The sequence below is a fragment of the Paraeggerthella hongkongensis genome (assembly GCF_003726035.1).
Taxonomy (GTDB): Bacteria; Actinomycetota; Coriobacteriia; order Coriobacteriales; family Eggerthellaceae; genus Paraeggerthella; species Paraeggerthella hongkongensis.
Window position 1 is genome coordinate 1 of sequence record NZ_QICD01000010.1, and the last position, 26,725, is coordinate 26,725.

Consider the following 26,725-nt stretch of genomic DNA (forward strand, 5'->3'; position numbering starts at 1 on the left):
GACGGTCGTCTCAAGGCGTTCAAGACCAATGGGAAGAAGACGTCTTACGAGACCATCGAAGGTCGTCGCAAAAGACTCGGGCTGGCAGCCTGAGCAGTCCAAGAATCCTGCCGCACCCCCAAACTCGTCCGTTTTGACAGCGAGGGGAGCGCCGCGCGAGCGGGATTGGGCCGCCGCAAGTTCCCTTCGCCTCGTTTCCAAACAAGTTGTAAAAAATCTCACCGAATTCTCAACCAATTGAAACGCTTCACCTTCCCGTTGCATGTTAGAACCATGGAAAGGTGATGCGGATGGATGAGAACTGCCGATCGGAATCGTTTATGGAACACGCCATGGGCGCATGGGGGCCCATGGCGTATCGCCTTGCGCTCAGCCAGACGCGTTCAACCTGCGATGCCGACGACGTGGTGCAAGATGTGTTCTTGAAGCTGTTCAAAGACGGCACCCGCTTCCGCAGCGACGAGCACTTGAAAGCCTGGCTCATCCGGGTCACCATCAACCGGTGCCGGGAACTTCACCGATCCGCCTGGCGACGACGCGTGTTCGCTACGGATTCCGACGACCCCGCGTTCGCAAACCTCGAAGCGCCTGAGCAGGAGCTGTTCGCAAGCGAAACGTGGACGGCCGTTGGACAACTGCCCGAGCACCTGCGCCTTATCGTGCACCTGCACTATTACGAGGGATACTCCCTCGAAGATATCGCCCGCATGCTGGACTGCAAGCCAACCACCATACGCACGCGCCTGCATCGCGCGCGCAAACGGCTCAAACTCGATCTGGAACAGGAGGCGGAACGTGAAGCAATCGAACTGGGACGAGTATCGCTCGCTGATGAACGACGTTGAGCTCCCTGATCGCGTGCACGCTCGCGTGATGCGAGAGGTGCGAAAGGAGCACGCTGCGGAAACCGGCCCGAAACCGCGACCGCGCCCAAGGGCTTGTCGAACGCAGCCGAGCTTCGCGTTCAAGGCCGCCGTCGCAGCATTCTGCGCAGTGGCCCTTACCACCGGCGTCGCATTCGCCAGCGGAATGGTCGAGCTTCCCGAGCAGCTATTCCCGTTCAGCCAGCTGTCCGACAAGCCCAACTCGTTCACGCTCGAAGCGTGCGCGGCCGAAGGCTCCGAAGGAGGAGGAGACGCAGTGCTTTTGGACTCGTCTTTATTTCGCGGCGGCGGGGGCTACAGCGGGTCTTGGTACAACCCAGCAGACGGCACGTTCTGGGGACCCGAATGGGCGGGCTACAAGTTCGCCTTCAACCTCAAGTGCTCCGGACAGAACATTGAATCCCTCACGTACGAAATAGAAGGGGATCGTTCGTATTTCGAATTCATGGATCCCCCCACACCCGTTCCTCTTGAAGAACGATGGGGAAAGGGCGAAAACTATCGCTATGACAAGTCGTTCACCGTAGGATACGACGAGCAATGGGATCCCAGCGGAGAGTTCAAACACCTCTACAAGAATCAGATCGTCCACCTGTACGTGGGATTCCCCTTGCCGCAAGACGCCATCGACGCCATGTACCACATCACCACGGTAGAGTACACCGACGACCTAGCCAAGCTTCTCGATATGGCCAGAGAAACCGGCGCCGCGCGCGAGATCAACGCGTCGCGCCTTACCGTAACCGCCACGTTCTCCGACGGCACATCCCAATCGAAAACATACGTCATCGCGCCCATCGACACCTTCGCCGAAGTATATTCAACCTTTCGGGACGCGCGAAACGAGGCCGCCAAGCAGGAACGCGAACAGGGGAATTCGAGCGGAATCACCCACCCCGACATGCCCCGGTTGTACACCATCACCGAAGTGGACGCGTCGTAGCCCCTCTCCCGAACTCCACGCACACCCAAAAGGGCCCGGATCGATCCGATCCGGGCCCTTTCGACTTGCCGGGTGCCTGCTGCGAATATGCCATTACGTTGCACGTGTATGCTCGACGCGCGCCCTCTCCTCGAACCGGCGAAGCCGCCGGGAATCAGCTTTCAAACGTTACGCGAGCACCTGCGCTTTCATGGCGTTGATGCGCTGGAACACCGAGGCGGCTCCCGCGACAACGTCCACGGATCCGTCGGCCGCAACCTCCAGCAACGTCGGCGCCTGCATGATGCGGTAGCGCTGCGCAAGCTCCACGTTCTCTTCGGCCAGCAACTCCTCGTACGCGATGCCGGCTTCGTCCATCTGCGCTGCAGCGAACTTGCAGTTCGGGCACGTGCGCGTGGCCACCAGGTACAAACCCGCAGGCAGGGAGCTATGCGCCGGCACGGTCGCGGTCGCTTCGACGCTTGCGGCATCCGCTACCGCCGCAGCCCGGGACGCAACGTCCGCCACCGTCACATGCGATCCCGCCTGGCCCGCCTTCTCGGCCGCTGCCGTCATCTGCACGCCCTCGTGCGTCAGGCGAGAATGTCCCAAGTCGTATTCGACGCGATCGGCGAACTCCTGCGCTTTGCCGTCGTTCCAGTTCTTCACCGGACGATAGTAGCCGGTGATGCGCGAGTACACTTCCGTTTCCTCGTGGCAGCACGGGCACTCGTACACTTCGCCCGCAATGTAGCCGTGGTTCTTGCACACGGAATACGTCGGCGACATGGTGTAATACGGCAGCTTGTAGTTCTGCGCGATCTTGCGAACCAGCGTGGCCGTGCTCTGCCAGTCGGGCAGCTTCTCGCCCAAAAACGCATGGAACACGGTTCCCGACGTATACAGCGTTTGCAGCTCATCCTGCACGTCGAGCGCGCTGAAGATGTCGTCGGAGAAATCGACCGGCAGGTGCGACGAGTTCGTGTAGTACGGCGTACCCTGGTCGTTTGCCGTGATGATCTCGGGGAAGCGAGCCTTGTCGTGCTTAGCGAAGCGATACGTGGTGGACTCGGCGGGCGTCGCCTCCAAGTTGTACAGGTCCCCGTATTCCTCCTGGTAATCGGCCAGGCGATCGCGCATGTGGTTGAGCACGCCCTTCGTGAACGCTTGAGCAGAGTCCTGCGTCATGTCGGCGCGCAGCCATGCGGCGTTCAGACATGCTTCGTTCATGCCCACCAAACCGATGGTGCTGAAATGGTTTTCGAACGTGCCCAGGTAGCGCTTCGTGTACGGATACAGGCCCGCGTCCAGCAGTTTGGCGATGACTTGGCGCTTCGTATGCAACGAGCGCGCGGAAACGTCCATGAGGTGATCGAGGCGACGGTAGAAATCGGCCTCGCTGCTTGCCAGGTAGGCGATGCGGGGCATGTTGATGGTCACCACGCCGATGGAGCCCGTAGACTCGCCCGATCCGAAGAAACCGCCGGACTTCTTACGCAGCTCTCGCAGGTCAAGGCGCAGGCGGCAGCACATGGAACGCACGTCGGACGGCTCCATGTCCGAGTTGATGTAGTTGCTGAAATACGGCGTGCCGTACTTCGACGTCATCTCGAACAGCAGGCGGTTGTTCTCGGTATCGCTCCAGTCGAAGTCCCGCGTGATGGAATACGTGGGAATGGGGTACTGGAAGCCGCGGCCGTTCGCGTCGCCCTCGATCATGATCTCGATGAACGCTTTGTTGACCAGGTCCATTTCATGCTGGCAATCGCCGTAGGTGAACGCCTGCTCGCGCCCGCCCACGATGGCCGGCTGATCGCGCAAGTCGGCAGGGCACACCCAATCCAGCGTGATGTTGCTGAACGGGGCCTGCGTGCCCCAGCGCGAGGGCGTGTTCACGCCGAACACGAACGACTCGACGCACTGTTTCGTCTCCTCGTACGTCAGGTCGTCGGCCTTCACGAACGGAGCCAAATAGGTATCGAAGCTGGAGAACGCCTGGGCGCCCGCCCATTCGTTCTGCATGATGCCCAAAAAGTTCACCATCTGGTTGCACAGGCTGGACAAGTGGCTGGCCGGCTTCGACGTGATCTTGCCGGGTACGCCGCCAAGGCCCTCCTGAATGAGCTGCTTGAGCGACCAGCCGGCGCAGTAGCCGGTCAGCATGGACAGGTCGTGCAGATGGATCTCGGCGTTGCGGTGGGCGTTCGCCACCTCGTCGTCGTAAATCTCCGACAGCCAGTAATTCGCCGTAATGGCGCCCGAGTTGGATAGGATGAGGCCGCCGACGGAATACGTGACCGTAGAGTTCTCCTTCACGCGCCAGTCTTCCACCTTCACGTACTGATCGACCAGGTCCTTGTAGTCAAGAAGCGTGGCGTTGGCGTTGCGCACCTTCTCGCGCTGACGACGGTACAGGATGTAGGACTTCGCCACGTCGGCGTACCCGGCGGTGGAAAGGACCTCCTCCACGCTGTCCTGGACGTCTTCGACCGAAATGATGCCGTCCTTGATCTTCGGCTCGAAATGAGCGGTGACGTTAAGGGCCAAAAGATCGATGGTGGACGGGTGGTACTGCTTCTCCAGCGCATCGAAAGCTTTGGCGATTGCAGACGAAATCTTGGCGATATCGAATTCCGCGATCATGCCGTCACGCTTTTGAACCTGGTACATGCTCTGCTCCTTTTGCTGTACGTTTCGTATCTGCTTCGATCGGTCCGCGAGGCCTTTGGAGGGGCTGGTTTCGGAGCCGGTGGGAATAAGGCAATCGGGTATCGGGTAACCGCTTCACCATACCCGCGAGAATCGTCATCGTCAATGGGAAGTCACCAATATGTTGAATACAGAACCATAGTACGCATCAATATATTGTGGTTTTCCACCTGGGGTTTTAGAAATGAGGATTTTGACGCTCTATGAAAAGCGACCTGCAAAAATAGAACAAACTGCCCCAAACGCCAACGCTGGCGGCAAAAAACACAACTCAGCAGACATCGTGGATTTCGGCAAGCGGAAAGAGGCTCGCGGCATTTGCGTCCAAGGAAGCGGCGGTCTATGATGAAGGCGATCCGCTTCCCTTTGACGCGGGGCCCGGCCCAAGCGAAGGAGCCTTTATGACCGACCACCCCATGCGGCGCTCCGACCGCGCCCTCTCCCCCGACGAAGCGCTCGCCGTGCTCGACGATGCGGCGTTCGTCACGCTGTCGACCGTCGATGAAGAAGGTCATCCCTACGGCGTGCCGCTTTCGTTCGTGCGCCGCGAAAGCACGCTCTACGTGCATGCCACGAACCAGAACGGCCTCAAGTTCGATTGCTTCCGGCACGACGCGCGCGCGTGCGCCACCGCCGTAACCGACGTGGTCCCGTTTTTCGCGAACGGCGATTTCTCCACGTACTACCGATCCGCCATGGCGTTCGGGTTCATGCGCGAAGTGGAGCCGGGGGTCGAGTTCAAGCGCGCGTTGGTGGATCTGTGCACGAAGTACGTGCCCGAGGCCAAAGCGCACATCGGCGAAGCCATGCGCTGCGAGGGGCCGAACACTTCGGTGTGGGCGCTGGACATCCGGCGCGTGACCGGCAAAGCCCAGCCCCTTCCCCCGTCGAGTGCCGCGCTTGCCAGCCCCAATACAGGACAGGCGCGCTAGCCCATGCGCATCGCAGGATTGCAGAAGCTCACGCTGCTGGACTTCCCCGGCAAAACGGCCGCCACCGTGTTCACTCCAGGGTGCAACTACCGTTGCCCATTCTGCCACAACGCCGACCTGGTGATCGGCGCGGCGCGCATGCCCGACGCCGTTTCCCTCGACGAGTTCTTCGCGTTTCTGGACAAGCGCCAAGGATTGCTCGACGGCGTGTGCGTCACGGGCGGCGAGCCGCTTTTGCAGCCGGGCATCGAGAATTTTTTGTTGCGCGTGCGCGAACGGGGATTCGCCACGAAGCTGGACACCAACGGCAGCTTTCCCGATCGCCTGCGCGACCTCGTCCAGGCCGATCTCGTGGATTACGTTGCCATGGACGTGAAGAACGCGCCGCAGCGATACGCGGAAACCGTGGGCGTGCCAGGCTTCGACCTTGCGCCCGTGCATGCCTCGATCGGGTTCTTGATGGAGGAACGCGTGCCGTTCGAGTTCCGCACCACGGTGATGAGGGAACTGCACGCGGCCGATGATCTGCGCGCTATCGCTTGCTGGATCGAGGGCGCTCCCCGTTGGTTCCTGCAAAACTACTTGGATGCGGAAAGCGTTCTTGCGGGTCCGGGACGTTTCCATGCATGGGACGTCGACGAACTTGAAGCGCTTCTGCCCGATCTGCGCGGGCACGTGCCCGCCGTGCGGCTGCGAGGATAAGCGCAAGCGCGCAGCAAGACGCTTCGGGACGCCACCCGTAAATCCTCGCGTAGGCTATATTCTGTTGATTTTTTCGTTTGCGAACGATTTGAAACACACAAACGCAGGAGTTCGCCGAGCCGCAAAATATCGGCCCAGGTCACAACCCCGTCCTTTTGATTATTCCGAGAAAAGATCATTCGCAAACGTACTTTTTCAGCAGAAATACGCTCCTCGGCGGAATTTCGACTTCGTGTCGGGTCGGAACGGGCAGCGCAACAAGGGAAGCATCCCCCCGCCTTGCACCGCGCTTCGCCAAGGACGACAACCGGATTGGCCGCTCGCGCAAAACGGCAGACCGATGCGGGCATCCAACCGGCCGTTCTGCCACAGCACGAGCGCTCCCCATGGAGAGCCCAAGGAAACGCTGGTATTCTGCCCTCATACGATCATACTATGACGCTGCCCCGCGCACCGGCCGGGGACGCACGTCCGCACCACCGCAGAACAGGAGCATGCACCATGGCGAATTGTCTTGTTGCGCAGTCCGGCGGGCCCACCGCCGTCATCAACGCCAGTCTGGCCGGCGTCATCCGCGCCAATCAGCTGAATCCCGTGTACGACCGCGTATTCGGCGGCCTGCACGGCATCGAGGGCACGCTCGAGGGCAAGCTCTACGACCTGACCGATCTGCCCAGCCGTGATATCGACGTTCTCAAGCAAACCCCCTCGTCGGCGCTTGGCACGTGTCGCTACAAGCTCAAGCGCGGAAACGACGCCGATTACCGTCGCCTCGTCGACATCATGGATGCGCGCGACATCAGCACCATGTTCTACATCGGCGGCAACGACTCCATGGACACCGTGGACGCGCTGGCCTCATGGGCGCAGGAGCACGCGCCGAGCAAGCGCTTCATCGGCATACCCAAAACCGTCGACAACGACCTGGTGCCCGTAGACCACTGCCCCGGCTTCCCCAGTGCGGCAAAGGTGGCGTGCCAGATTGCGCACGCCACGTACCTGGACTACGCCGCGTACACCCGTCCGGAGGCGTTCGTTCTCGAGGTCATGGGCCGCGATGCGGGATGGCTGGCCGCAAGCACTTGCGTCACCGGCGACGTCGACCTGCTGATCTTGCCGGAAACGTCGTTCAACAAGGATGCGTTCTTGGCCGAGGTTCAAAAGAAGTTCGACCAGAAAGGCGAATGCTACATCGTCGTATCGGAGGGCGCCCGCTACGCTGACGGCGCTTACCTGTCAGCTGGCGAAGCGGCCAACGACGGTTTTGCGCACGCGGTGCTGGGCGGAGCCGCCGCCACGCTCAAGCAGATGATCATCGATGCGGGCATCGTCCCGCGCGGCGTGGTGCAGGACCTGTCGCGAGCAGCGCGTTCGAGCAACTTCTCGCAAAGCCTTGTTGACGTGAACGAAGCCTATGACCTGGGATTGAGCGCGCACATGCGCAGCGCTGATCCCACGTTCACCGGCCAGGTGGTGGGCGTGCGCCGCAACGTCGCGGCGGCAGCGGAGGGTCGCTACGATACCGAATTCTTCGCCGGCCCCGCCAGCGAGTTCGCGAACTTCGTGAAGCAATTCCCGGCAGAGTGGATCCTGCCGGACTACCAGGGCGTCACGGAAGAAGCGATCGCCTATTTCCGCCCGCTCATCGAAGGCGAGCCGAAGCTGATCATGGACGGCGGCCTTCCCGCCACGCTGACGCCGTTCAACAAGCGGTAGACAAAAAACGCGCGCCGCAACCCGACCGCGTATGCTAGCATGACGCAAGCAATTACGCGCAATCGGCCGTGCGGCGCGCGGCCCTCAGCAAGGGAGTCCCCGTGTCCGCAGAAGCAGCAGTACCAACTTTCATCATCCTCGGCGCGTTCGTCGCGCTTTTGGCAGCCCTCAAGTTCCTGAAAAGCAAAGGCGTCGCATTCACGCCGCGCGTGTTCGCCGCCTTAGGCATGGGCGTCGTGCTGGGAATCGGCATCCAGCTTGGCGCAGGCCGCGGCACCGAAGCCGCCACCGTGGCGCTTGATTGGATGTCGATCGTCGGCCAAGGATACATCGGGCTTTTGAAAATGCTGGTCATGCCGCTTGTGTTCGTGGCCATCGTAGGCGCGTTCACCCGCACCGAAGACACGCTGAACCTCGGCCGCATCGGCGCTATCGTGCTGGCCGTGCTGCTGGGAACCGTGGCGATATCGGCCCTGGTCGGCTGGGCTTCGGTCGCGTTCACAGGGCTTGCCGGAGCCAGCTTCGCCAACGGAAGCGTCGACGCTGCGAAAATGGATATCCTGCAAGGCCGTCAAGAACAGGTGGCCAACCTCACCCTGCCGCAGGAAATCCTTTCGTTCATCCCCACGAACGTGTTCGCCGACCTTGCCGGCACGCGCTCCACCTCCACCATCGCCGTGGTGATCTTCTCCGCCATCGTCGGCATCGCCTATCTCAAACTGCGCGACAAGGACTCCGACCAGGCGACGTTTTTCAAGCAGCTCATCGACAGCCTGTACGGCATCGTCATGCGCATCGTGTCCATGGTGCTGGGGCTTGCCCCGTACGGCGTGATGGCGCTCATCGCGCACGTCATGGCCACCAGCGACTACAACGCCATCCTCGACCTGGGGAAATTCGTGCTGGTGTCCTACGCGGCCATCGCGTTCATGTTCGCGGTGCACTGCCTGATCCTGCTGGCGAACCGCACCAATCCCTTCATGTACCTGAAGAAGGCCTTCCCCGTGCTCAGCTTCGCCTTCGTGGCGCGCACGAGCGCCGGCGCGCTGCCCCTCAACATAGAGACGCAAACGCGCGCTTTGGGCGTCGATCCCGCCACGGCCAACTTCTCCGGCAGCTTCGGGCTGTCTATCGGCCAAAACGGATGCGCGGGCATCTACCCGGCCATGCTGGCCACCATCATCGCGCCCACGGTAGGCATCGACGTGTTCTCGCCTACGTTCATCATCGGCTTGATAGCCGTGGTGGTCATCAGCTCGTTCGGCGTGGCGGGCGTGGGCGGCGGCGCGACGTTCGCCTCGCTCATCGTTTTGGGAACCATGGGGCTGCCCATCGAGATCGTGGGCTTGCTGGCATCGGTCGAGCCGCTGATCGATATGGGGCGCACCGCGCTCAACGTAAGCGATTCCATGGTTGCCGGCGTAACCGCGTCGAACGCCGTGGGCAAGCTCGACCGCGAAACGTTCAGCGATCCCGAAGCGCGGGTGAGCAGCTCCGCGCAAGCCGAGCTGTAACGGGGCTGCGCTCGCTTCGCAAGCACCTCGCGCACACCGTGAATCCAGCGCGTTTGCGCAGACGACGCCTGCGCAAACGCGAAGTCGCTTTACTGCACGCCCTCCAGCAACGCACGCAGCTCCTTCTGCACGCTGTTGTCCACATTGGTCCCGATGGTCTTCGACGCGATCTGCTTGATGGCGGAACGACCGTTGCCCATGGCCACGCTCATGCCCGCCATGCGAAGAATCTCGTAATCGTTCATGGAATCGCCGAACGCCATCATCTGATCCGCCGAAAGCCCGTGCGCATCGAGCACTTGCTGGATGCCCGTTGCCTTGCTCACGCCGCGTTGCATGACGTCGATCCACTTGCGCCCCGACGGAGCGAACACGAAGTCGTCGTCCAACTCGCGCGTGAGAATGTACGCCATGTCCATAACGTCTTCGTCGCAGTACACCGATGCTTTCAGAATGCTCGTTTTAGGAGAAGGCACGTCCGTCACGCACGTTGGGTTCGGCAAGTTCTTGTCAACCTCGCGCTCGAAACGCGCCTCGTCGTCAAGCAGGTAGCTGCGCGTCTCGTCGAACAGGGCCAGATGCATGGTGTCGAACAGGTTTACCATGCGCGCCAAACGCCGAACGGCAGCATGCGAGAACACCTCCAGATCGACCAGCTCTCCCCCGACGATCACCTGCGCGCCGTTCGATGCCACGAAGTCCATGCAGTCGGCTACCGGCTCGAACAGTTCATGCAGCGTGTCGAACCGCCTTCCCGACGAGGCTACGAACCGAACGCCCGCATCCTGCAAGCGCAGGATAAGGTCGTACGAGCCTTCGGGAACGCGCTCGTTTCCATCCAGAAACGTGCCGTCCATGTCGCTGGCGATAAGCTTGATCATGACGATCTCCTTCTCTGCGGGCCCCCTGTGAGCCCGATCCTTTTCCTTTACACGTTCTGCGCCCCATTGTAAGGCCCGCTCCCGCACCCCACCGTTTCTCCGTGAAGAGTTTGCAAGATGTTGATGTTGCGTGAGACGAAGCGTGAGACGAAGGGACGGGGTCAATGACTCATGTTCTGGTCTGCGACCGAACATGAGTCATTGACCCCGTCCCTTCGTCTCACCAGGTCAGATGCCGCGCAACCTGAACGTGCGCGAAAAATAGTAAAACGCAACACCAAGGTGGTGGAACGGGCAAGCCCGCAATCGCATCATACGAGCTACCCCAGCGCACGGCGCCGCGCTTCGGGTATCATGAACCGCAACGAACGGAAGGAACCCACCGCTATGAGCTTCGCCGACAACCTCGTCTACCTTCGCCAACACTACGGCGTGACCCAAGAAGGGCTCGCCGAACAGCTCGGCGTGTCGCGCCAAACCGTATCGAAATGGGAAGCAGGCACGAACTACCCCGAAATGGACAAGCTGCTTGCGCTGTGCGACCTGTTCCACACGAACCTCGACGACCTCATGCGCGGAAGCGTGCACGTGGTAAAGGAAAACGACACCGAGAGCTACGACCGCCACATGAACCGCTACAACCTGTCCATAGCGATGGGCGTGGGGCTCATTTTGGTAGGCGTCGGCGTGATCGCGCTGCTGGAGACCTTCGGATGGCCGAGCAACCTGCAAACCGTCGTATTGCTGTCGTTCGTGGTCGTGGGCGTGATGCTTCTCATCGTCGGCGGGATGAATCACGCGGAGTTCAAACGCCGCAACCCCTCCATCGAGCCGCGTTATTCCCCCGACGTGCTCGAGCGATTCGGACGGCGCTATCCCGTCATGATCGCCGGAGGCGTAGGGCTCATTCTACTTGACGTGATTTTCCTGGTAGGGCTATCTCCGGAAGACGCCTCTTTCGACGTCGTGCGCGGGATTCACATGGAAGAGCTCCTGATGGGCCCGTTCATGTTCGCAATGGCCCTGGCCGTGGGGATCCTCATTTGGGCCGGCATGCAAAAGTCGAAGTACGACCTGTCCGAGCTTACCTACATTGCGCATCGTCAAGACCTGGGAGCCGATCTGCCGCCTTCCGCCATCGTCAAAACGCCTGAGCAAGTGCGCGCCGACCGCATCATGGGCGTTATCTGCGGATGCATCATGATGCTGGCGACCATCGTGTTCCTGGTGTGGGGCTTCGTGCCGCTGTTCGATCAGATCGGCACCTGGAACGGCCTGGACAAAAACGCGCTCAAAGATGCCATCCGAGACGGCCAAGGCGGGTTCTACATTAGTTGGATCGCATTTGTGGTGGGCGGAATCCTGTGCGGCATCGTTTGTCTGATCGGCAGCGTGTTCACCAAGTCGAAGGAAGACTGGATTGCCGAAGCGCGTCAAGAAGACGCCTGGATGAAGATCGCGCACGCCAACGAGCAGCAGAACGATCCCTGGTCGCGCGGGACGAATCATGCCTCGCAGAAAAACGAGACCCCGCAACCGCCTGCGTCCGGAGCGCCCGTGCCGCCCCCGGCGCCGAAGCCTGCGCCCGCGGCAAACGACCACGACCGCACGGGAACCAGCTGGCGCTAGCCCACATCCCTGGTCGGCGTGCACCCGCGCCGACTGCCGGCCCGCGCGGGTGCACGCCAGAGGGGCATTGTCGCCCCAAACGCACGCTTTTCAGTGCCAAAGCGTCCGTTTGGGGCGACAATGCCCCTCGCTTACTGCACGCAGCCCCTGGCTGTCGCCGGTGCGGCGGCCCGGCGCCCTATTCGCCGAGCTTTTCCGCTGCTTCGAGCCACTCTTCCTCAAGCGCGTCGACCTGCGCCTCTAGATCGTTGATACGCGCCTGCAAATCACCGAGCGCCATGAAGTCGGAGGGATCCGCCGTCGACATCTCCGCCCGCACTCCTTCGACCTTGCTGCGCAGCGTGTCCATCTTCCGCTCGTTCGACTGCATCAGCTTGCGCAACGTGCGAATCTCCCCACCCGAAAGAGAAGCGCCCGCGGAAGCAGAATCCGAAGCAGGCTCCCCGTTCCCGTCCGGTCGGCCCGCGGCGCCCGCCGATCCGCGTTCGCCGCCAGACGAAGCCTGCTTGGACGCTTGAGCACCGCCGCTGCCGGTCGGGCCGCCGTCCGTCATTCGCAGGTACTCCTCGACTCCGCCAGGCAGATGACGGATTTTGCCGTCGATGACGGCAAACTGATGGTCGGTCACGCGCTCCATAAGGTAGCGATCGTGCGTGACCAGCAGCAACGTGCCGGGCCACGCATCCAGCAAGTCCTCCACTGCGGCAAGCATATCCGTATCCAGATCGTTGCCCGGCTCGTCCAGGATGAGCACGTTCGGCTCATCCAGCAGAATCAGCATCAAGGCAAGGCGGCGCTTCTGGCCGCCCGACAAATCGCACACCGGCTCATTCAGATCGGCGTTCGTGAAGCCCAAGCGCTCCAGCAGCTGACCGGGTGTCATTTCCTTGCCGTCGAGCATCGTGCGGCGATTGTAACGCCCGATAACCTGACGCACGCGATCGTCGCCCAAACTGGACAGATCGTCCAAGTGCTGGGACAGCACGGCGAAACGCACGGTCTTGCCAATCTTCACCAAACCGGACGTAGGCGCTTGCAGTCCTTGAATGGTGCGTAGAAGCGTAGTTTTACCTGCGCCGTTCGCGCCCACGATGCCGTAGCGGTCGCCCGGCCCGATAATCCATTCCACATCGTCGAGAATCGGCTGGTCGGCGCCGTCGAAGCGCACGGTCACGTGCTCCAGATCCACCACCTGCTTGCCCAGGCGCGCCATTGCCATGCGCTTGAGCTCCAGCTCGTTGCGCAAGGGAGGAACGTCGGCGATCAGCTCCTGAGCCGCGGCCACGTGGAACTTCGGCTTCGTTGCGCGAGCGCGGGCACCGCGCGACAGCCAAGCCAGCTCGCGGCGCAGCGCGTTCTGCCGCTTCTGCTCGGCCAATGCCGCCAGCCTATCCCGCTCGACGCGCTGCATGATGTACGCCGAATACCCGCCCTCGAACGGCTCGACCACCTTGTCATGCACTTCCCACATGCTCGTGCACACTTCATCGAGGAACCAGCGATCATGCGTGACCACCAGAAGGGCGCCTTGCCCCTGGCGCCACCGCCGCTTGAGATGGTCGGCCAACCAGGTGATGGCGCGCACGTCCAGGTGGTTCGTGGGCTCGTCGAGCGCCAGCACATCCCAATCGCCGATGAGCAAGCGAACCAGGTCGACCCGGCGGCGCTGCCCGCCGGACAGCGTGCCCACCTGCGCATCCCAAGGAATGTCGGATGCCAAACCGGCGATGATCTCGCGGATGCGCGCATCGCCCGCCCATTCGTATTCAGCACGGTCTCCCACAACCGCGCGCTCGACGGTGTCTTCGTCGCGCAGGGCGTCGGACTGCGCCAGCACGCCCACATGCACGGTCCCGTTCCTCAGGACGCGCCCCTCGTCGGGCTCTTGCATGCCGGCCAGCAATGCGAGCAGCGTCGACTTCCCGTCGCCATTGCGTCCGACGATGCCAACACGATCGCCCTCGTCGACGCCAAGCGATATGCTTTCAAATACCTCTTTGGTCGGAAACTCAACCCGAACCTTCTCGCAGCCAAGCAAAAACGCCATGTGTCCATCCTTCTTCGCCTACGTTCCACTCCCCATGATAGCGAAACAGCACGGACACGACGTTCCCATTCTTAAAACTGCGTGCGTCCTCGACGGCATCGCGCAACCGCCGCAACCGCAGTCGCCACCGCAGCAAAGGCGATCGCAATCATCGCAAAGGCGGCTCCGGCTGCACCGTCGCCCGTAGAGACGAGGGGCTTCGCCGCTTTGCCGCCTGCGCCACCTGCGCTGTTCGTTTCGTCAGCAGACGGAACGTCCCCACCGCCAGCGGGACCCTTTGCAGCCACTTCGTACGATACGCTGGCGGAATCGGGCAGCGCGTAGTTGGCCGCATGCGCACCCGTCAAGCTTACCGCCGTGGCCGTATGCTTCCCCGCCGTGGCCGCGTCTGCGCCTTCGACGGTCACCGCAACGTCCTCGCCCGCCAAAACGCCCAGCGCCTTGGCCATGACCTGCTTGCCGTCGCCCTCGACGCGCCCTTCGATGTTGGACCACTCCAGGCCCACCGCCTTGGGATGCACCGTGAGCTCAATGACTGCGCTCGCTTCGGCCATGTTGCCCGAAGCAACGTAGCGCGCCGTCAAGGTTACCGCAGCACCAACGGGAATGCAGCCGCTCGCCGTGTCGTACTCCAGCGTATACACGCCCTCGGCGTCCGCATCGACCGCTTCGCTCACCTGCACGGCGCCATAGAACAACGCCATCTGCCCCGATGAGGCGGGAGCGGAATTCGCCGCGCTAAGCGTGCGAACACGCGTCGGAGCGCTTTCGCCGGTAGGCGTCGGCTTCGCCGTCACCTTCACCTTCTGGCCGTACGAGAAAGAAGCAGCACCTTCGACAACGTTGCCCTGCGCGTCAAGAACCTGCACGCTTCCCGGTTTGAACTCGGATCCGGACTGCGCGATGGCGTAAGAAGCGCGCGCGATATCGTCCGCCAGCACGTACCGGCTCGCCTGCGCGCCCGTCAGCGTTGCCGTTGCCGTATGCTCCCCGGCGTCGCGCGCGTCGCCGCCGCCCACTGTCACGCCCACCTCGTCGCCAGACAGAATGCAACCGTCCTTGATGACCGCTTCAACCTGCTTGCCGTCCCCGAAGAAGCGCCCTTCGGTGTTGCTCCACGCCAGGTCAACAACCCGGGGCGTCACCGTGACACGCACGACGCCCGTCAGAGACTGGTAGTTGAAGGCGTCTTCAGGCGTGAACGTCCATGCAGCAAGATGATCTCCCGGAGTCGGCACGGCGTCAGGGTTGCTCCAGGCAAACGTACCGGCCACCACCTCGCCGGCTGCATTCTTGGCCTCGCCGGAAAGCGCAACCGCGTCGCCCAGCGTCCTGCCGTCGTATTCGTAGGTCGAAGGAGTGGCGCTTACCGCAGCGCTTAGAACCTCGCGCTCCACCGCGTTCACCATAATGGCGTTGGAGAACGTCCGGTAGTTCTGCGATTCAATCTGGATGACAAGCAGCCCGACGGGGCCAACGCTCACGTCAGCGGCCTCAAGAATAGGCAGCGTCAGCTCACTCTGCGCGATGGTCGCCGTGCCTGGCGTGTACAGTTCGGCAGGCATACCGCTGTCATCCGCAAGCGAATACGCAAGCGTCCCGTACGAGCACGCGTCCTCTAAAACAGGAAGCAGCGCATCAAGCGTATACGTGTAGTCAAACGCAACGCCCAACTTCACGTCCAAGGAGGCGCCCGTCACCTGCGGCGCTGGTGCCGGGTTCACGATCAGCCTGTTGGACTCGAAGCAAATGTTGTAGTTGTTGCTGGTCAGACCCTTGGGCGTGAGGTAGTAGTCGCCCGCATTGCCATACTGGCTATACGTGAAATCGTAGTCGAGCGCACCCGTCAGCACGGCTTCCGTTTCGCCGTTCACGAAGCCGCTGCAGGACACCCCGGCACCTGCCGGCTTTTGGCCGTACGTGATAGCGCTGCTGTTGGCCGTGATGGTAAGGGGCGCTTTCGCAATGGTGATCTGGCCTTCAACCTTGCTTTGTTCGTAATGTACGCCGCCCACGTCTTTGGCTTTGAGGATGGCTTCGATGGTATAGATGCCCGCATCCTTGGGCAGGCCCGCCTGCTGGGCGCCCGATGCGGTCTTATGCGTGAACGCCACATCCGCAGCCATATCGGCTGGCGTTGAACCGTAGCGAGCCGTGGCCACCACGTCAGCCGCCTCGAGTGCTGCGCCGTCGTAGACCAGGCTTGTGCCTGCCGGCTTGAGCGTGAGGGTGCTGGGTTCCGGCGCTTTCACAACGGTCAGGGGATACGCGTCTTTGGTGGCCGGGTCTTCGTTCGCCATCGTCTTGTATCCACTGTCAGGCGCAACGCCGTACACCTTGTTGTCGATCACAGGCGTGCTGTCGGCGAACAGGCCTCCTTTGATGTCTACATACGCACCATCGCTGCCGCCCAGGTAGGGCCCAGCCCCTACTTTAGTAAGAGAAAGCGCACCGCCGGTGATCGCAATCGAGGCGTACGCCCCCGAATACCCACTGCCGATGCAAGCTGCGCCTTGACCTCCGCTTTCCGCCTTGACCACGCCACCTTTAATGGCGATGTCATTCGCGTTAGAACCATATACGAGAGAACCGCTGCCAATGCCAGCGGCCATGGAACCGCCCTTCGCGGTAACGTCGCCTCCCGTTATGGTCACGCCGTTGCCGAGCCCTCCGTCTCCACCGCCAATGCCGGCAGCACGGGAACCGCCCGTTGCGATAACCGAACCGCCGTCTATGGTTATATCGTTGCCCTTCGCGCCGTTTCCGCCGCCGATGCCAGCACCGTAGCTTCCGCCCGTTGCGACAATTTCGCCACCGGCTATGACAACGCTCGAAACCTCTCCAGCGAAGCCTCCTCCAATGCCGGCGCCATAGGAACCACCCGTTGCCGTAAGCTTGCCGCCACCCGAAATAGTCAAAGGAACAAAAGCACCCGTCTCCTTTTGCAGCCCCGCTCTGTTCGGTCCCGATGCCAGCTCATTCTGCGTTCCGTCTTTGAGCACGAGGCTAACGCTCCCCATCGCAATTCTCATCGCAGCAAAAGAGCCGGTCTGCTTGATGCTTACGCCAGCCAGCGTGACATGGGCCAACTCCTTATCGGAATTCAGGCTAATCGAAATCCTATTGGTGGTTTGGTTAACGCCATCTTTCATGAGTATCTCAATCGGCGTGGAGGTTTTCACGGTAAGGACACCGTTGTACCAGGTGAAGTCAGTATCCAACTCGCCGCCGATCACAACAAAATCGCCAAGTTCCACACCCGCGTTAACAAGGGAGTTACCTGATCCGTTGTCGGCGATGTTGTAGCGTGCCGGATAATCCGCACCCGTCGTGCCGCCTTCAACATGAAAAGGGCCAGTGGGGTCGTCAGCCCACGCCGTTGCAGGACAAGCCAGCAATACTGCGCAAAGAAGTCCAGCCACTGCGCCCATCATGCACGCGAAGCTCCGCGTGCCGCAATCCCTTGCGTCGTCCTGCGCGCGTCCGATCGATACCGTCGTCACGAATCGTCCTCCTATGAGCATCTTGCCGCCGCAGCGACTTTTCAGGAAGTTTGATTCTAGCAATCAGCACGATGCCTTTACGGCTGCCAGCGAAACCGGCATCGCCCACAGCGAAATCGGACTTCGGCGCCTCCGGAAAGCGCCGCACGGTGCAGCAGGCGTCACATCATGACCATGACGGCAACCACGAAAGCCACCGTCAACGCGAACCCGCCCGCCATGATGGCCCAAACCGCGGGACGTCCCCAGTTCATAGTCCAGCCGATGCCGAATCGTTCGGGCAAGAACAGGCTGGGATCATCGGGGTTGAAGTAGAACACGCCCAGCTTCCAATGCTCGTCATCGTCGGCCAAAAGCTTTTCCGAGCCGCCCATGCGCGCGAACACGCGCGCGCCGCCTTGCCCGTACACCACGCTGATCACGATGGACCCCGCCACCAACGCCAACGCCAGCACCACCACGAACACGCCCGCTTCAGCTATGCCGATCACGCCGATGAACGCAAGCTCCATAACCGGCCCCAGCAAACTGAGAATCAAGCCGCCCGCCACCAGGAGAATGCTCTGAGCGCGCGCGAACATGCCGTACGCCAGTGCAGACGTGGCGGGCGCACCCGGATCGGACGGCTTCTTCGACCGCAGGATAGTCCAATGGGAAAACGCCATGCAAGCCGCCATGAAAGCCACTATGAGCACGGGCGCCAGGATCACGAACGGGGATTTCTCCATGTAGTCCGTCACCTCGCCCTGGAAGTTAACATGCTGCGGAATCAGATCGGGCATCTGTGCATAGCCTACCGCGCCGATGAGCAGCGTAACGGCCATGACCGGTATGTACAGCAGGTTCCACTTGAACGACACCGCGCGAGGCACCGGCGCGTCGCCCACCACCGCCACGGATTCCTGCGCTTCGGCCTTCCAGCCGCGCTCCTTTTTATAGGCGTTCACCTTGGCGCGGAAGAACAGCATCAGCCCGTAGCTGCAAGCGCAGATCAGCAGCGTGCCCGCGCAAAGCGTCGCAAGGACAAGGCTCGGGTTTTGCGTGCATGCACCCCATGCGCCAGCAGCCGTCAGAATCGTAGTAAGCCCCAGCATGGCAATCGCGTATTGGCGCTTGAGCGACCGCAGGTACGGATCGCGAGCGGCCGCATCGGGCACGGTAACCGCGAACACCTCGCCGCGCCGCATGAGAAACGGCGTCACCACCGTCATAAGGCCGGTCAGCGGAATCAGCGATATCGTGAGAACAAGCATCGCCGATGCGAATTCAGTTGCAGGTGCCCCCATAGCCCGATCACGCTTCCTTCCCGAAAACCCGAGAACCTCCGAGCGCATCGGCGCACCGCGAAACGCCCGACCTGCCGTTCAGCGTTGACGACGACGCAGCCGGACCATCCGCGCACTCGCCCGCCCCGTACGCGCGCGCCGCCTGCGCGCTCGCACATTCCAGAAACTCGCCCCAGCTGCCGCCGCGTGCGCGATGGGCCAGCGCCAACTCGAACAGCTCGCCTTCCATTTTCGCCAGCTCCACCTGCGCGCGGTCGACCCGATCCTCCTCGCATGGGTCGGCGATGAACGCCCCTGACCGGCCGCGCATGAGCACGTACCCCTCGTCGCGCAGCACCGCATACGCCTTGTTCACGGTATGAAGGTTGATGCCCAGATCGCTTGCCAGCGACCGCACGCTGGGCAGCGACTGGCCGGGAACCAGTTCGCCACGGGCGATGGCGCCGATAATCTGGCTGCGTATTTGCAGGTACAGCGGCTCTTCCGCCTTCTGGTCGATGCGCAAGATCATTTCGATCGCACCCCGCCTTCTTCTTGCCGTAAACCGTCTTTCTTCTTTGTTATATTTATGCTATAACAGATGGAACAAAGATGCAAGCCTGCGAAGCCAACGCGAACAGAGCGCGTCGCGAAGCAGGCTGCAGCGCCTGAACGACACCGGCGCACTTTGCCTATCGAAAGGAGGCACCATGAAGCGAATCGTGGTATTTCTTGTTGTTACCTTTGCTCTGACCTGGGCATACGAATTTGCCATCGTCTACCCGATAGCACTGGGCGGCATCGAGGGCGTTCCCGCCATGGCCACGCAGCTTGTTGTTGGCGCGGCTATGTTCTTCCCCGCTTTGGGCGTGCTCATCACGCGCCTGGTCACGCGCGAAGGCTTCAAGAACAGCGTTATCAAGCCTAAGCGGTTCAAGAAATCCGCGCTCTGGTTCGTTGTCGCATGGTTCGCGCCGGCGGCGCTGGCCATCGTCGGCGCAGGCGCGTACTACCTGGCATTCCCGCACGACTTCGACCCCAGCATGTCCACCATGATCGCCTCTCAACAGCAGGCAGCCGCAACGGCGGGCGCGGGGAACATTCCCGCCGATCAGCTGCGCACCATGCTGCTGGTTCAACTGCCCGTGGCCGTGTTCCTGGCCCCCGCGCTCAACATCGTCACAACGTTCGGCGAGGAATGGGGCTGGCGCGGCTATCTGGTGCCAAAGGTGTCCGAACGCCTGGGCATCGTGCCGACGTTGCTGGTCACTGGCGTGGTCTGGGGACTTTGGCACGCGCCGCTCACCGCGATCGGGCACAACTACGGCATGGACTATCCCGGCTGGCCGTTCGCAGGCATTGCCGCCATGTGCGTCTTCTGCATCGTCGTAGGCATCTTCCTGACGTACGTCACCGTGCGCACGGGAAGCTGCCTGGCCGCAGCCATCGGCCACGGCGCCATCAACGGATTCCTGAGCGCCGTGCTGTTGTTCTCGGCAACGGGCGGCAACCCCTTCGTGGGGCCGTTGGCAACCGGCGCCATCGGAGGCAGCGCCTTCGTCGTTGTCGCGGCGCTCATGCTGTGGGATCTGCACCGTCGCGAAAAAGCCGGCGCGCTCGACATGCCGAAGGCAGGTCTGCCCGACAACGTGACGAAGGCGGATATCGCCCGCAACGCACCCGAGAGCTAGGGTTTCGCGCAACGCGAAAGGCCGCGACCCGTTGCAGCACGGAATCGCGGCCTTTCGCAGCTAGAGCGCGGGCTAACGAGAACCGTAAGCCTTCCAGTTATCCGGAACGTCGGCGTCGGCATGGCACTGCGTGCAAGCATTGACCGACGGTTCGTGAACCTTGTGGCAATCGCCGCAAGCCAACTGCTCGCCATGGTACTCTTCGTGCGGATTGTACGCTCGATCCTGCGTGGCGGCCGCAAGACCCTCGCGCGACGTGTCGTGGCACGCCTCGTTCAGACAGAATCCGTCGTCGAACCTTCGTTGCTCAAGGGGTAAATCGTACCCGCCGGCCACCCAGACGGCGCCTTCGGCCAACTGCTCGCTCAGCGTAGGCACATGACATCCCATGCACGTAACATCGGCGCCCTGATGCACTGCCGACAGAAGAGCCGGATCCTGCGAGTAATATCCTTCCACGTACGGGTCCATCGGCGTATGGCAAATAGCGTTGCAGAAGCTCGGCTGCTCGTGCCACACCCAAAACCCTGCCCCGGCCACAGCCAGAACCGCCGCCGTCACGCCCACGGCAATCCATCGGCGCGGGCGCGCGCGACGCCGCTCGAAACCGCTCGCCCCATCACCCCGGGAAGCATCCTTCGCGCCAGCACTCGCCGCGTCGGCACTTACCGCCGACCCCTTCGCCGCCGGAACAGCCGAAGCCTCCCGATCTTGTTCTTGCGTCATGTCAGTTCCTCCTCTAGGCGACGATGCGGCCCTTGCCCGTGCGCTCGACCTCACACAATCCCGATCTGAACGGCGGGAACCCGGTGATGGGATCGAAGTCGCGCGTAGTCAGCAGGTTGATGTCCGCCTGATGCCACCCGTGGAACACGTCCACGACGCCCGGCAGCACAAGATTCGTGATCTCCGCGTTCATGACAACTTCGCCAAACTGGTTGAACACGCGTACCTGGTCGCCCTCGGCGATACCCCGTTTTTCCGCATCGTCCGGATGAAGACGAATCACGGGATCGGGCATGAACTGGTTGAGCCAGGGAAGATCGCGCAGCTTCGAGTGCGTGTAATACGGCACGCGCGATCCGCTGTTCAACACCAGCGAGTAATCCTTCGCCTCGTCGGGCGTGCTCACAGGGCTGTGCACCGGCTCCTCGAACACCGGCAGGCCCTCGAAGCCGTACCGCTTGAGAATCTCCGACACGAACTCTATCTTGCCCGTCGGAGTATTGAATCCTGGTTTGCCGTCCTTTCGCAAAAGGCCGTCGACGTACTTTCGCTCGCCCTTCACGCCACCAGGCACTTCATAGCCTTCGGGGTGCGCGCGCAGCAGGTCCAGAGAAATGTCGATGCCCGCACCTCGATACATGTCGTCGAGCGCCGCCTCAACGCTGCCGCCGAAGCATTCCTGCTCAAAGCCCAGCGCGCAACCAATCTCCAGGATGATCTGCCAATCCTCGCGGCACTGCCCCATCGGCTCCACCACCGGATCACGATGAAATATCTTGCGCCCGAAAACGGCCGGCGGGGCCATGCGCTCGTAACACATGGCGGCAGGCAGCAGCATGTCCACCAAATCGTGAGTCCAAGGCCGCATGTAATAGTCGATGGCCACCGTGAACTCCATGTCCTTGATAGCCTTTTGGTACTCGGGCGTCTGCGGCCACATCATGGAGTTCACGCCCAGCAGCAAGCCGGCTCGAATCTTGCCGTCGGCAACCAACTCCGGCAGATGCGCCGTCTGGATCATCTTGAAGTAGTGCGCCCATACGGGGAAGTCGTCTTTGTCGTAGCGAATGTCCTGCAAGCCTTTTTCAGCGTACATGTTCTCCAAACGGAAAGCCGCAGTGGACGCCGAATAGTCGAACGGCAGCCCAGGGCCCATGGAAAGGCCGCCCGCCACGTCAAGATCGCCGGTCAAGGCGATGATGGAGTACACCGCGCGCTGGAAATTGCCCACGTTCGTGGCATGGCAGGCGCCAGCCGAACTGGACACGAGCGTAGCCGGGGAGTTTTCGCAGATGATCTTGACCGCTTCCTCCAGTTTGGCAGCAGGCACCCAGGTGATCTCCTCAACCCGCTCGGGCGTGAACTCCTGCACGTAGCTTGCCAGCTCGTCGAAGCCGTGCGTCCACTTCTCCACGAACTCCCTGTCGTAGAGACCGTCGCGCAGCATGACATGGATGAAGCCGAGCGCCAACGCGCCGTCGGTGCCGGGACGCAGCTGCAAATGCACGTCGGCCAACCCGGTCACGGTCGGCGTGATGCGCGGATCAACCACTACGAACTTGCAACCGCGCTCCTTGTGCTTCATCATATCCCCGAAGCGATAGGGCTGCGACCAGGCAGGATTGAGCGACCAGACCAAGCAGCTTGCCGTAGCGTCGGTAGGATCGCTTCCCATGGTCAGCTGACCGGTAACCAGCTGCGAGCAGATCCAGGTAGCCGCCGCGCACGTGGAGCTTTCGGATCCGTACGTGGGAGAGCCGAAGAGCGTGGCAAGGCGCTGCATCGCGCCACGAGGCTCTTTGGGATCGCCGCAGTAGAACAGCACGGATTCAGGTCCGCTCTCCTCTTTGATACGATTGAACTCGTGCGCGATGCGCGCGTACGCATCGTCCCAGGAAATGGGCTCCCATTCGGGCGCGCCGCCGCCCTTCGCGTTCGTGCGCACCATCGGGTACGTGATGCGATGCGGGTCGTACAGCTCCTGCAAGCTGGAAATGCCCTTCGCGCAGATGGGGTCGGCGGGATACTTTTCGCGCGCCTCGACGCGCACCACTTTGCCGTCCTTGATCGAGGCGGCTATACCGCATTTCGGCACATGGTTGCACATGTCGCAGTACGTGTACTTGACTTCGACGGGAGCCTCTTCAGCCACGGCCCCTTCAGGATGCACGATGTTATAGCCGCCGGCCACCAGGGCCGTTCCTGCAACCGCGCCCGCGCCCTTGAGGAACGTGCGGCGGGTGACGTTGGTCATCTCGCTCATGCTATGCCCCTTCCTTCCCCTTCTTCGATTTCGCCACAGCCACGCCCGCGCCCACGCCCGCAGCGACTACGGCAACGCCAGCCGCTCCCAGCACCACAGGATCGATGCCCGGCGCAGCTTGCTCGCGCACCACGTCTTGGGACGAGGCCGCAAACGGCAAGGCATCGTTGGGCATGCCCGCTACAGGCACGTAATAAAACGACGTCTCGTCAATACGCACGGCATCGCTTGCCGCTATGAACTGGGATACTGCGCTTTGCGAATCGTCCAGGTCGCCGAAGTAGCGCGCGCGGCCCGGGCAGTTCACCACGCAGGAAGGCTGCTTGCCCTCGGCCAAGCGACCTTCGCAGAAGATGCACTTTTCCGCCACCAGGCTACGCTGCACGCCGTAGGATTCGTACGGCGCGGGAACATCGGTGCCGAACAGGTTGCCTTTGGCGTTGTTGAGCTTGCGCGCACCGTACGGGCAGGCCGACATACAGAACCCGCATGCGATGCACTGCTCGTAGTCGATCACCGTAATGCCGTCCTCGCGGCGTACGCTCGCGCCGGTAGGGCACACGTTGACGCACTCGGGATCGTCGCATTGCATGCACGCATGCGGCACGTACGCGCGACCCGACTCGCCCACCGTGCGCCCCCATTCGCACGCGTCCAAGCTGTTCCATGACACGCCGGGCTTTTGGTTGTTCTGCATCTGGCACGCCACGACGCAAGCGCCGCAACCTGCGCATCTACGCAGGTCGATGGCCATTCCATACCTCGTCATCCCCTTGTCCTTCCTCCTGTTTTCCTACACGAGAAGAACGGAGCCAGCGCCCCTCCCCCCTTCGTGCTTCGTCATGGGAAACTCTACGGGCTAGAAAGGAGTCGTTCCAGAAGCGCCCGCAACAAGAAGAATTAAGATTCTGCGCCACCCGCAACATGGCGCAGACCAGATTTCACCTATGATCAGGAGGCATAGTACACGGTCAATGCCGAACGTACGGCACCCGCCGTTGGCGCGGGCGCATGAAAGTGATAGTATCGCTCTAGGGGATTTATCGTACCGGAACCACATGATCACTGGGGAGACGTCATATGGCCACCGAGCAAGACTATCGTTCCATTCTCATACCAACGCAGCCGTTCCGACGTTTGAAAATAGCCGAATACAAAGAGCTTGGCCGGAAGAAAAAGCTGTTCAAAGGTGAATACATCCGCACGAGCGCGAAAACCATAGACGACCCGTACTACTTTTACATCGACGAAGGACAGATAGCCGCCACGTTCGAACAAGAATCAGGAGGCGGCATGCCGCTGTACTGGCGCAACGCGGGAAACGCCTTCTCGGCTGAATACAACGACTACGCTTCGATCGGACGATACAAGGCCCGCTTCGTAGCTACGCAAAACACCGTCCTGTTCGCGTTCACGCAACGACAGCTCTACGAGCTTGTCCAGCAGGATCCTGACCTGTTCTACGAGTTCATCGATGTATGCCACCTGTCGTTTGCCCAGATGGGGCACCGCATAAGCAACACGGGTTACCAATCGTCCACCAAACGCATGATCATGTGGCTGCAAAAGCTGTGCGCCACCCAAAAACCCGAACCAGACGGCACGTTCGACATCGAATGCAATCTGACGCTCAATCAACTTTCCGAGCTGCTAGCCATTCACATCACCACGTGCACGAAGCTGATAGCAGCGCTTGAGAACGAAGGCGTCCTCAAGCGGACTCGAAGCCGCATACGGGTATACGACGCCAAAAAGCTAGCTTGCTACGGCCTGGAAGACAATCCCATCGTATACTGACGCGGGCCGGTCGCCCTAGCGCACCTTCGCCACAATGAACCCGAGCGTGGCCACCGCCATAACGGCCGAGAAACCGAAGGCGACCTGATACGCCAACGCCGGATCTGCCATGCCCGCCGACGTCACGCCCACCGCCGTGATGGCGAACACCATGATCGACGTCCCCAGGGACGCGCACGCTTGCCGCGCAGCAATGCAAAACGACGACCCGTCAGCCACGATAGGTCGAGGCAGCTTCGCCAAGCTCCACGAAGTCAACGGCCCCACCAGGCCCGACACGCCCACGGCGCGCACCGCTTGGCACAACGTCACCGCCCATAACGGCGTATCGGCCTCCAAAAACGACATGAGCACGGCGCCCGCCGCCAAAAACACGCCCGACGCCACCGCAACCGGACGCACGCCCACGCGATCGGTCAGCACGCCGGCAAGCGGATTCAGCAGCAGCGCAGCCACCGTTCCCGGCAACAGCACCACCCCGGCCTCAAGCGCAGTTCCTCCGCACAGGCCTTCCACGTACAGCGGCACGATCAGCGTGATGCCCATGAACGAGGCGTTCAGCAGGTTCTGCGCCACGAATCCCGCTGCATACTGGCGCGACGCGAATATCTCCATGGTGATAAGCGGATGCTCGACCCGCTTTTGCCGACGAACGAACAACGCCAAGAACAACGCGCCCAGCACGATGGGAGCCCACATGAACGGACTGCTGGGCGCAAAGCTGCTTGCGTTCGAGAACCCCAGCAGCAACCCGCCAAATCCAACCGTGGACATCGTCAGCGACACGACATCCAAACGCGCGCCCGTATCGCGCGCAGGAGCCGGCTTGATAGCCACCGCCGCGGCAATCGCAAGCGCAACGGTGATGACGACCAGCAGCACGAAGAAGCTGCGCCAGCCCCATGCGAAGCTCATGGCCCCGCCGATAGTCGGCCCGATATTGGGAGCGAACCCCATGGCCACGCCCGCAATGCCCATGGCGGTAGCTTGGCGGCCCGGCGGGAAGCTGGTCATGGCGATGGTCTGCATAAGGGGCATGAGCAAACCGGTGGAAACAGCTTGCAGAACGCGCCCGGCCAGCAAAACGGCGAAGCTGGGCGCCAGCAGATCGGCGATCGCGCCCGCCAAGAAAAACAAGAGCGCCAGGAACACATGCCGGCGAACCGAAAGCCGCCTTGAAAGAAACGTGGCCACGGGCACCGTTACGCCCAAAACCAACATATAGCTGGTTGTAAGCCATTGCCCCAGGTCAACAGAAAGAGAGAACTCGCCCATGATATCGGCCAACATGGCGTTCACCGCAGTTTGCGACAGATTGCCCGAAGCCGAGGCCAGCACTACAATGGCGAACAACGCGTACACCGCGCCGCGCTTCTTCACCTGGCCATCGCCCACTATGTCGCCTCCGCTCCAAACCGCGCCCTTCGCAAGCCCCAGTATAGCCCAAACGCCCTGACGGCATAGGGGCAAGACCGCTCGCATGCCCGAAGGATTGCTCGCGTTCGGCAGACAATCCGCAGCAAGCCGCGCCCTTTCGGCCATGC

At 61.7% G+C, this 26,725-nt stretch carries 19 protein-coding genes; 9 read left to right on the top strand and 10 right to left on the bottom strand.

The window, feature by feature from the left end; all coding sequences use genetic code 11:
- Positions 1 to 290 precede the first annotated feature (290 nt).
- Together DMP08_RS06400 and DMP08_RS06405 are read left to right on the top strand one after the other, a co-directional pair.
- The gene (locus DMP08_RS06400; protein ID WP_123192121.1) at positions 291 to 845 is read left to right on the top strand and encodes an RNA polymerase sigma factor; all 555 of its coding nucleotides are present in this window, start codon (positions 291 to 293) and stop codon (positions 843 to 845) included.
- Entirely contained in the window at positions 796 to 1,827 is a 1,032-nt protein-coding gene (locus DMP08_RS06405; RefSeq protein WP_148042334.1) for a hypothetical protein, read from the top strand. The genes DMP08_RS06400 and DMP08_RS06405 overlap by 50 nt, the downstream gene beginning before the upstream one ends.
- A gap of 168 nt (positions 1,828 to 1,995) precedes the next feature.
- Here DMP08_RS06405 and DMP08_RS06410 read toward each other — a convergent pair whose 3' ends face one another.
- The gene (locus DMP08_RS06410) at positions 1,996 to 4,476 is read right to left on the bottom strand and encodes a ribonucleoside triphosphate reductase (protein ID WP_123192123.1); all 2,481 of its coding nucleotides are present in this window, start codon (positions 4,474 to 4,476) and stop codon (positions 1,996 to 1,998) included.
- 440 nt (positions 4,477 to 4,916) lie between these two features.
- On the opposite strand from DMP08_RS06410, the gene DMP08_RS06415 reads away from it, so the two are divergent.
- The 4 genes from DMP08_RS06415 (at position 4,917) to DMP08_RS06430 (ending at position 9,379) form a co-directional block, all read left to right on the top strand.
- Positions 4,917 to 5,447, top strand: a complete 531-nt coding sequence (locus DMP08_RS06415; protein WP_123192124.1) for a pyridoxamine 5'-phosphate oxidase family protein — start codon at positions 4,917 to 4,919, stop codon at positions 5,445 to 5,447.
- Between the two features lie 3 nt (positions 5,448 to 5,450).
- Positions 5,451 to 6,149: an anaerobic ribonucleoside-triphosphate reductase activating protein gene (locus DMP08_RS06420; RefSeq protein WP_123192125.1), complete on the top strand. Its 699-nt coding sequence runs from the start codon at positions 5,451 to 5,453 to the stop codon at positions 6,147 to 6,149.
- Between the two features lie 501 nt (positions 6,150 to 6,650).
- Positions 6,651 to 7,865 (top strand): diphosphate--fructose-6-phosphate 1-phosphotransferase, encoded by a 1,215-nt coding sequence (locus DMP08_RS06425; protein WP_123192126.1) that lies wholly within the window; start codon positions 6,651 to 6,653, stop codon positions 7,863 to 7,865.
- A 101-nt stretch (positions 7,866 to 7,966) separates the two neighbouring features.
- The gene (locus DMP08_RS06430) at positions 7,967 to 9,379 is read left to right on the top strand and encodes an L-cystine transporter (protein ID WP_123192127.1); all 1,413 of its coding nucleotides are present in this window, start codon (positions 7,967 to 7,969) and stop codon (positions 9,377 to 9,379) included.
- A gap of 89 nt (positions 9,380 to 9,468) precedes the next feature.
- Here DMP08_RS06430 and DMP08_RS06435 read toward each other — a convergent pair whose 3' ends face one another.
- Complete coding sequence (locus DMP08_RS06435; protein ID WP_123192128.1) at positions 9,469 to 10,260, bottom strand: HAD family hydrolase; 792 nt, start codon at positions 10,258 to 10,260, stop codon at positions 9,469 to 9,471.
- Positions 10,261 to 10,647: 387 nt separating this feature from the next.
- Here DMP08_RS06435 and DMP08_RS06440 point away from each other — a divergent pair, with 387 nt between their 5' ends.
- Positions 10,648 to 11,889, top strand: a complete 1,242-nt coding sequence (locus DMP08_RS06440) for a helix-turn-helix domain-containing protein (RefSeq protein WP_123192129.1) — start codon at positions 10,648 to 10,650, stop codon at positions 11,887 to 11,889.
- A 178-nt stretch (positions 11,890 to 12,067) separates the two neighbouring features.
- Here DMP08_RS06440 and DMP08_RS06445 read toward each other — a convergent pair whose 3' ends face one another.
- The 4 genes from DMP08_RS06445 to DMP08_RS06460 form a co-directional block, all read right to left on the bottom strand.
- Positions 12,068 to 13,936, bottom strand: coding sequence for an ABC-F family ATP-binding cassette domain-containing protein (locus DMP08_RS06445; RefSeq protein WP_123192130.1), 1,869 nt, complete (start codon positions 13,934 to 13,936; stop codon positions 12,068 to 12,070).
- A 71-nt stretch (positions 13,937 to 14,007) separates the two neighbouring features.
- Positions 14,008 to 17,439: an MBG domain-containing protein gene (locus tag DMP08_RS06450; protein ID WP_161555434.1), complete on the bottom strand. Its 3,432-nt coding sequence runs from the start codon at positions 17,437 to 17,439 to the stop codon at positions 14,008 to 14,010.
- Between the two features lie 161 nt (positions 17,440 to 17,600).
- Positions 17,601 to 18,725, bottom strand: coding sequence for a DUF1648 domain-containing protein (locus DMP08_RS06455; protein ID WP_123192132.1), 1,125 nt, complete (start codon positions 18,723 to 18,725; stop codon positions 17,601 to 17,603).
- A 7-nt stretch (positions 18,726 to 18,732) separates the two neighbouring features.
- Positions 18,733 to 19,236: a GntR family transcriptional regulator gene (locus DMP08_RS06460; protein WP_123192133.1), complete on the bottom strand. Its 504-nt coding sequence runs from the start codon at positions 19,234 to 19,236 to the stop codon at positions 18,733 to 18,735.
- Positions 19,237 to 19,414: 178 nt separating this feature from the next.
- Between DMP08_RS06460 and DMP08_RS06465 the strand changes: the two genes are divergently transcribed.
- Positions 19,415 to 20,395, top strand: coding sequence for a CPBP family intramembrane glutamic endopeptidase (locus DMP08_RS06465; protein ID WP_123192134.1), 981 nt, complete (start codon positions 19,415 to 19,417; stop codon positions 20,393 to 20,395).
- Positions 20,396 to 20,467: 72 nt separating this feature from the next.
- Here the strand turns inward: DMP08_RS06465 and DMP08_RS06470 are convergent, their stop codons facing one another.
- The 3 genes from DMP08_RS06470 to DMP08_RS06480 are packed head-to-tail and all read right to left on the bottom strand — an operon-like array spanning position 20,468 to position 24,153.
- Positions 20,468 to 21,121 (bottom strand): cytochrome c3 family protein, encoded by a 654-nt coding sequence (locus DMP08_RS06470; RefSeq protein WP_123192135.1) that lies wholly within the window; start codon positions 21,119 to 21,121, stop codon positions 20,468 to 20,470.
- A 13-nt stretch (positions 21,122 to 21,134) separates the two neighbouring features.
- A complete protein-coding gene (locus tag DMP08_RS06475; protein ID WP_123192136.1) occupies positions 21,135 to 23,384 on the bottom strand; it encodes a molybdopterin-dependent oxidoreductase in 2,250 nt (749 codons plus the stop codon).
- A 1-nt stretch (position 23,385) separates the two neighbouring features.
- Positions 23,386 to 24,153 (bottom strand): 4Fe-4S dicluster domain-containing protein, encoded by a 768-nt coding sequence (locus DMP08_RS06480; RefSeq protein ID WP_123192137.1) that lies wholly within the window; start codon positions 24,151 to 24,153, stop codon positions 23,386 to 23,388.
- 311 nt (positions 24,154 to 24,464) lie between these two features.
- Here DMP08_RS06480 and DMP08_RS06485 point away from each other — a divergent pair, with 311 nt between their 5' ends.
- The gene (locus DMP08_RS06485) at positions 24,465 to 25,181 is read left to right on the top strand and encodes a Crp/Fnr family transcriptional regulator (protein ID WP_123192138.1); all 717 of its coding nucleotides are present in this window, start codon (positions 24,465 to 24,467) and stop codon (positions 25,179 to 25,181) included.
- 15 nt (positions 25,182 to 25,196) lie between these two features.
- Here DMP08_RS06485 and DMP08_RS06490 read toward each other — a convergent pair whose 3' ends face one another.
- Complete coding sequence (locus DMP08_RS06490; RefSeq protein ID WP_244596844.1) at positions 25,197 to 26,723, bottom strand: DHA2 family efflux MFS transporter permease subunit; 1,527 nt, start codon at positions 26,721 to 26,723, stop codon at positions 25,197 to 25,199.
- Between the last annotated feature and the right edge of the window lie 2 nt (positions 26,724 to 26,725).

Coding starts and splice junctions, on each gene's coding strand:
- DMP08_RS06460 (WP_123192133.1), bottom strand. CDS start 19,236: ATGATCTTGCGCATCGACCAGAAGGCGGAAGAGCCGCTGTACCTGCAA.
- DMP08_RS06400 (WP_123192121.1), top strand. CDS start 291: ATGGATGAGAACTGCCGATCGGAATCGTTTATGGAACACGCCATGGGC.
- DMP08_RS06425 (WP_123192126.1), top strand. CDS start 6,651: ATGGCGAATTGTCTTGTTGCGCAGTCCGGCGGGCCCACCGCCGTCATC.
- DMP08_RS06485 (WP_123192138.1), top strand. CDS start 24,465: ATGGCCACCGAGCAAGACTATCGTTCCATTCTCATACCAACGCAGCCG.
- DMP08_RS06480 (WP_123192137.1), bottom strand. CDS start 24,153: ATGACGAGGTATGGAATGGCCATCGACCTGCGTAGATGCGCAGGTTGC.
- DMP08_RS06455 (WP_123192132.1), bottom strand. CDS start 18,725: ATGGGGGCACCTGCAACTGAATTCGCATCGGCGATGCTTGTTCTCACG.
- DMP08_RS06435 (WP_123192128.1), bottom strand. CDS start 10,260: ATGATCAAGCTTATCGCCAGCGACATGGACGGCACGTTTCTGGATGGA.
- DMP08_RS06420 (WP_123192125.1), top strand. CDS start 5,451: ATGCGCATCGCAGGATTGCAGAAGCTCACGCTGCTGGACTTCCCCGGC.
- DMP08_RS06445 (WP_123192130.1), bottom strand. CDS start 13,936: ATGGCGTTTTTGCTTGGCTGCGAGAAGGTTCGGGTTGAGTTTCCGACC.
- DMP08_RS06440 (WP_123192129.1), top strand. CDS start 10,648: ATGAGCTTCGCCGACAACCTCGTCTACCTTCGCCAACACTACGGCGTG.
- DMP08_RS06475 (WP_123192136.1), bottom strand. CDS start 23,384: ATGAGCGAGATGACCAACGTCACCCGCCGCACGTTCCTCAAGGGCGCG.
- DMP08_RS06490 (WP_244596844.1), bottom strand. CDS start 26,723: ATGGCCGAAAGGGCGCGGCTTGCTGCGGATTGTCTGCCGAACGCGAGC.
- DMP08_RS06415 (WP_123192124.1), top strand. CDS start 4,917: ATGACCGACCACCCCATGCGGCGCTCCGACCGCGCCCTCTCCCCCGAC.
- DMP08_RS06410 (WP_123192123.1), bottom strand. CDS start 4,476: ATGTACCAGGTTCAAAAGCGTGACGGCATGATCGCGGAATTCGATATC.
- DMP08_RS06470 (WP_123192135.1), bottom strand. CDS start 21,121: ATGACGCAAGAACAAGATCGGGAGGCTTCGGCTGTTCCGGCGGCGAAG.
- DMP08_RS06465 (WP_123192134.1), top strand. CDS start 19,415: ATGAAGCGAATCGTGGTATTTCTTGTTGTTACCTTTGCTCTGACCTGG.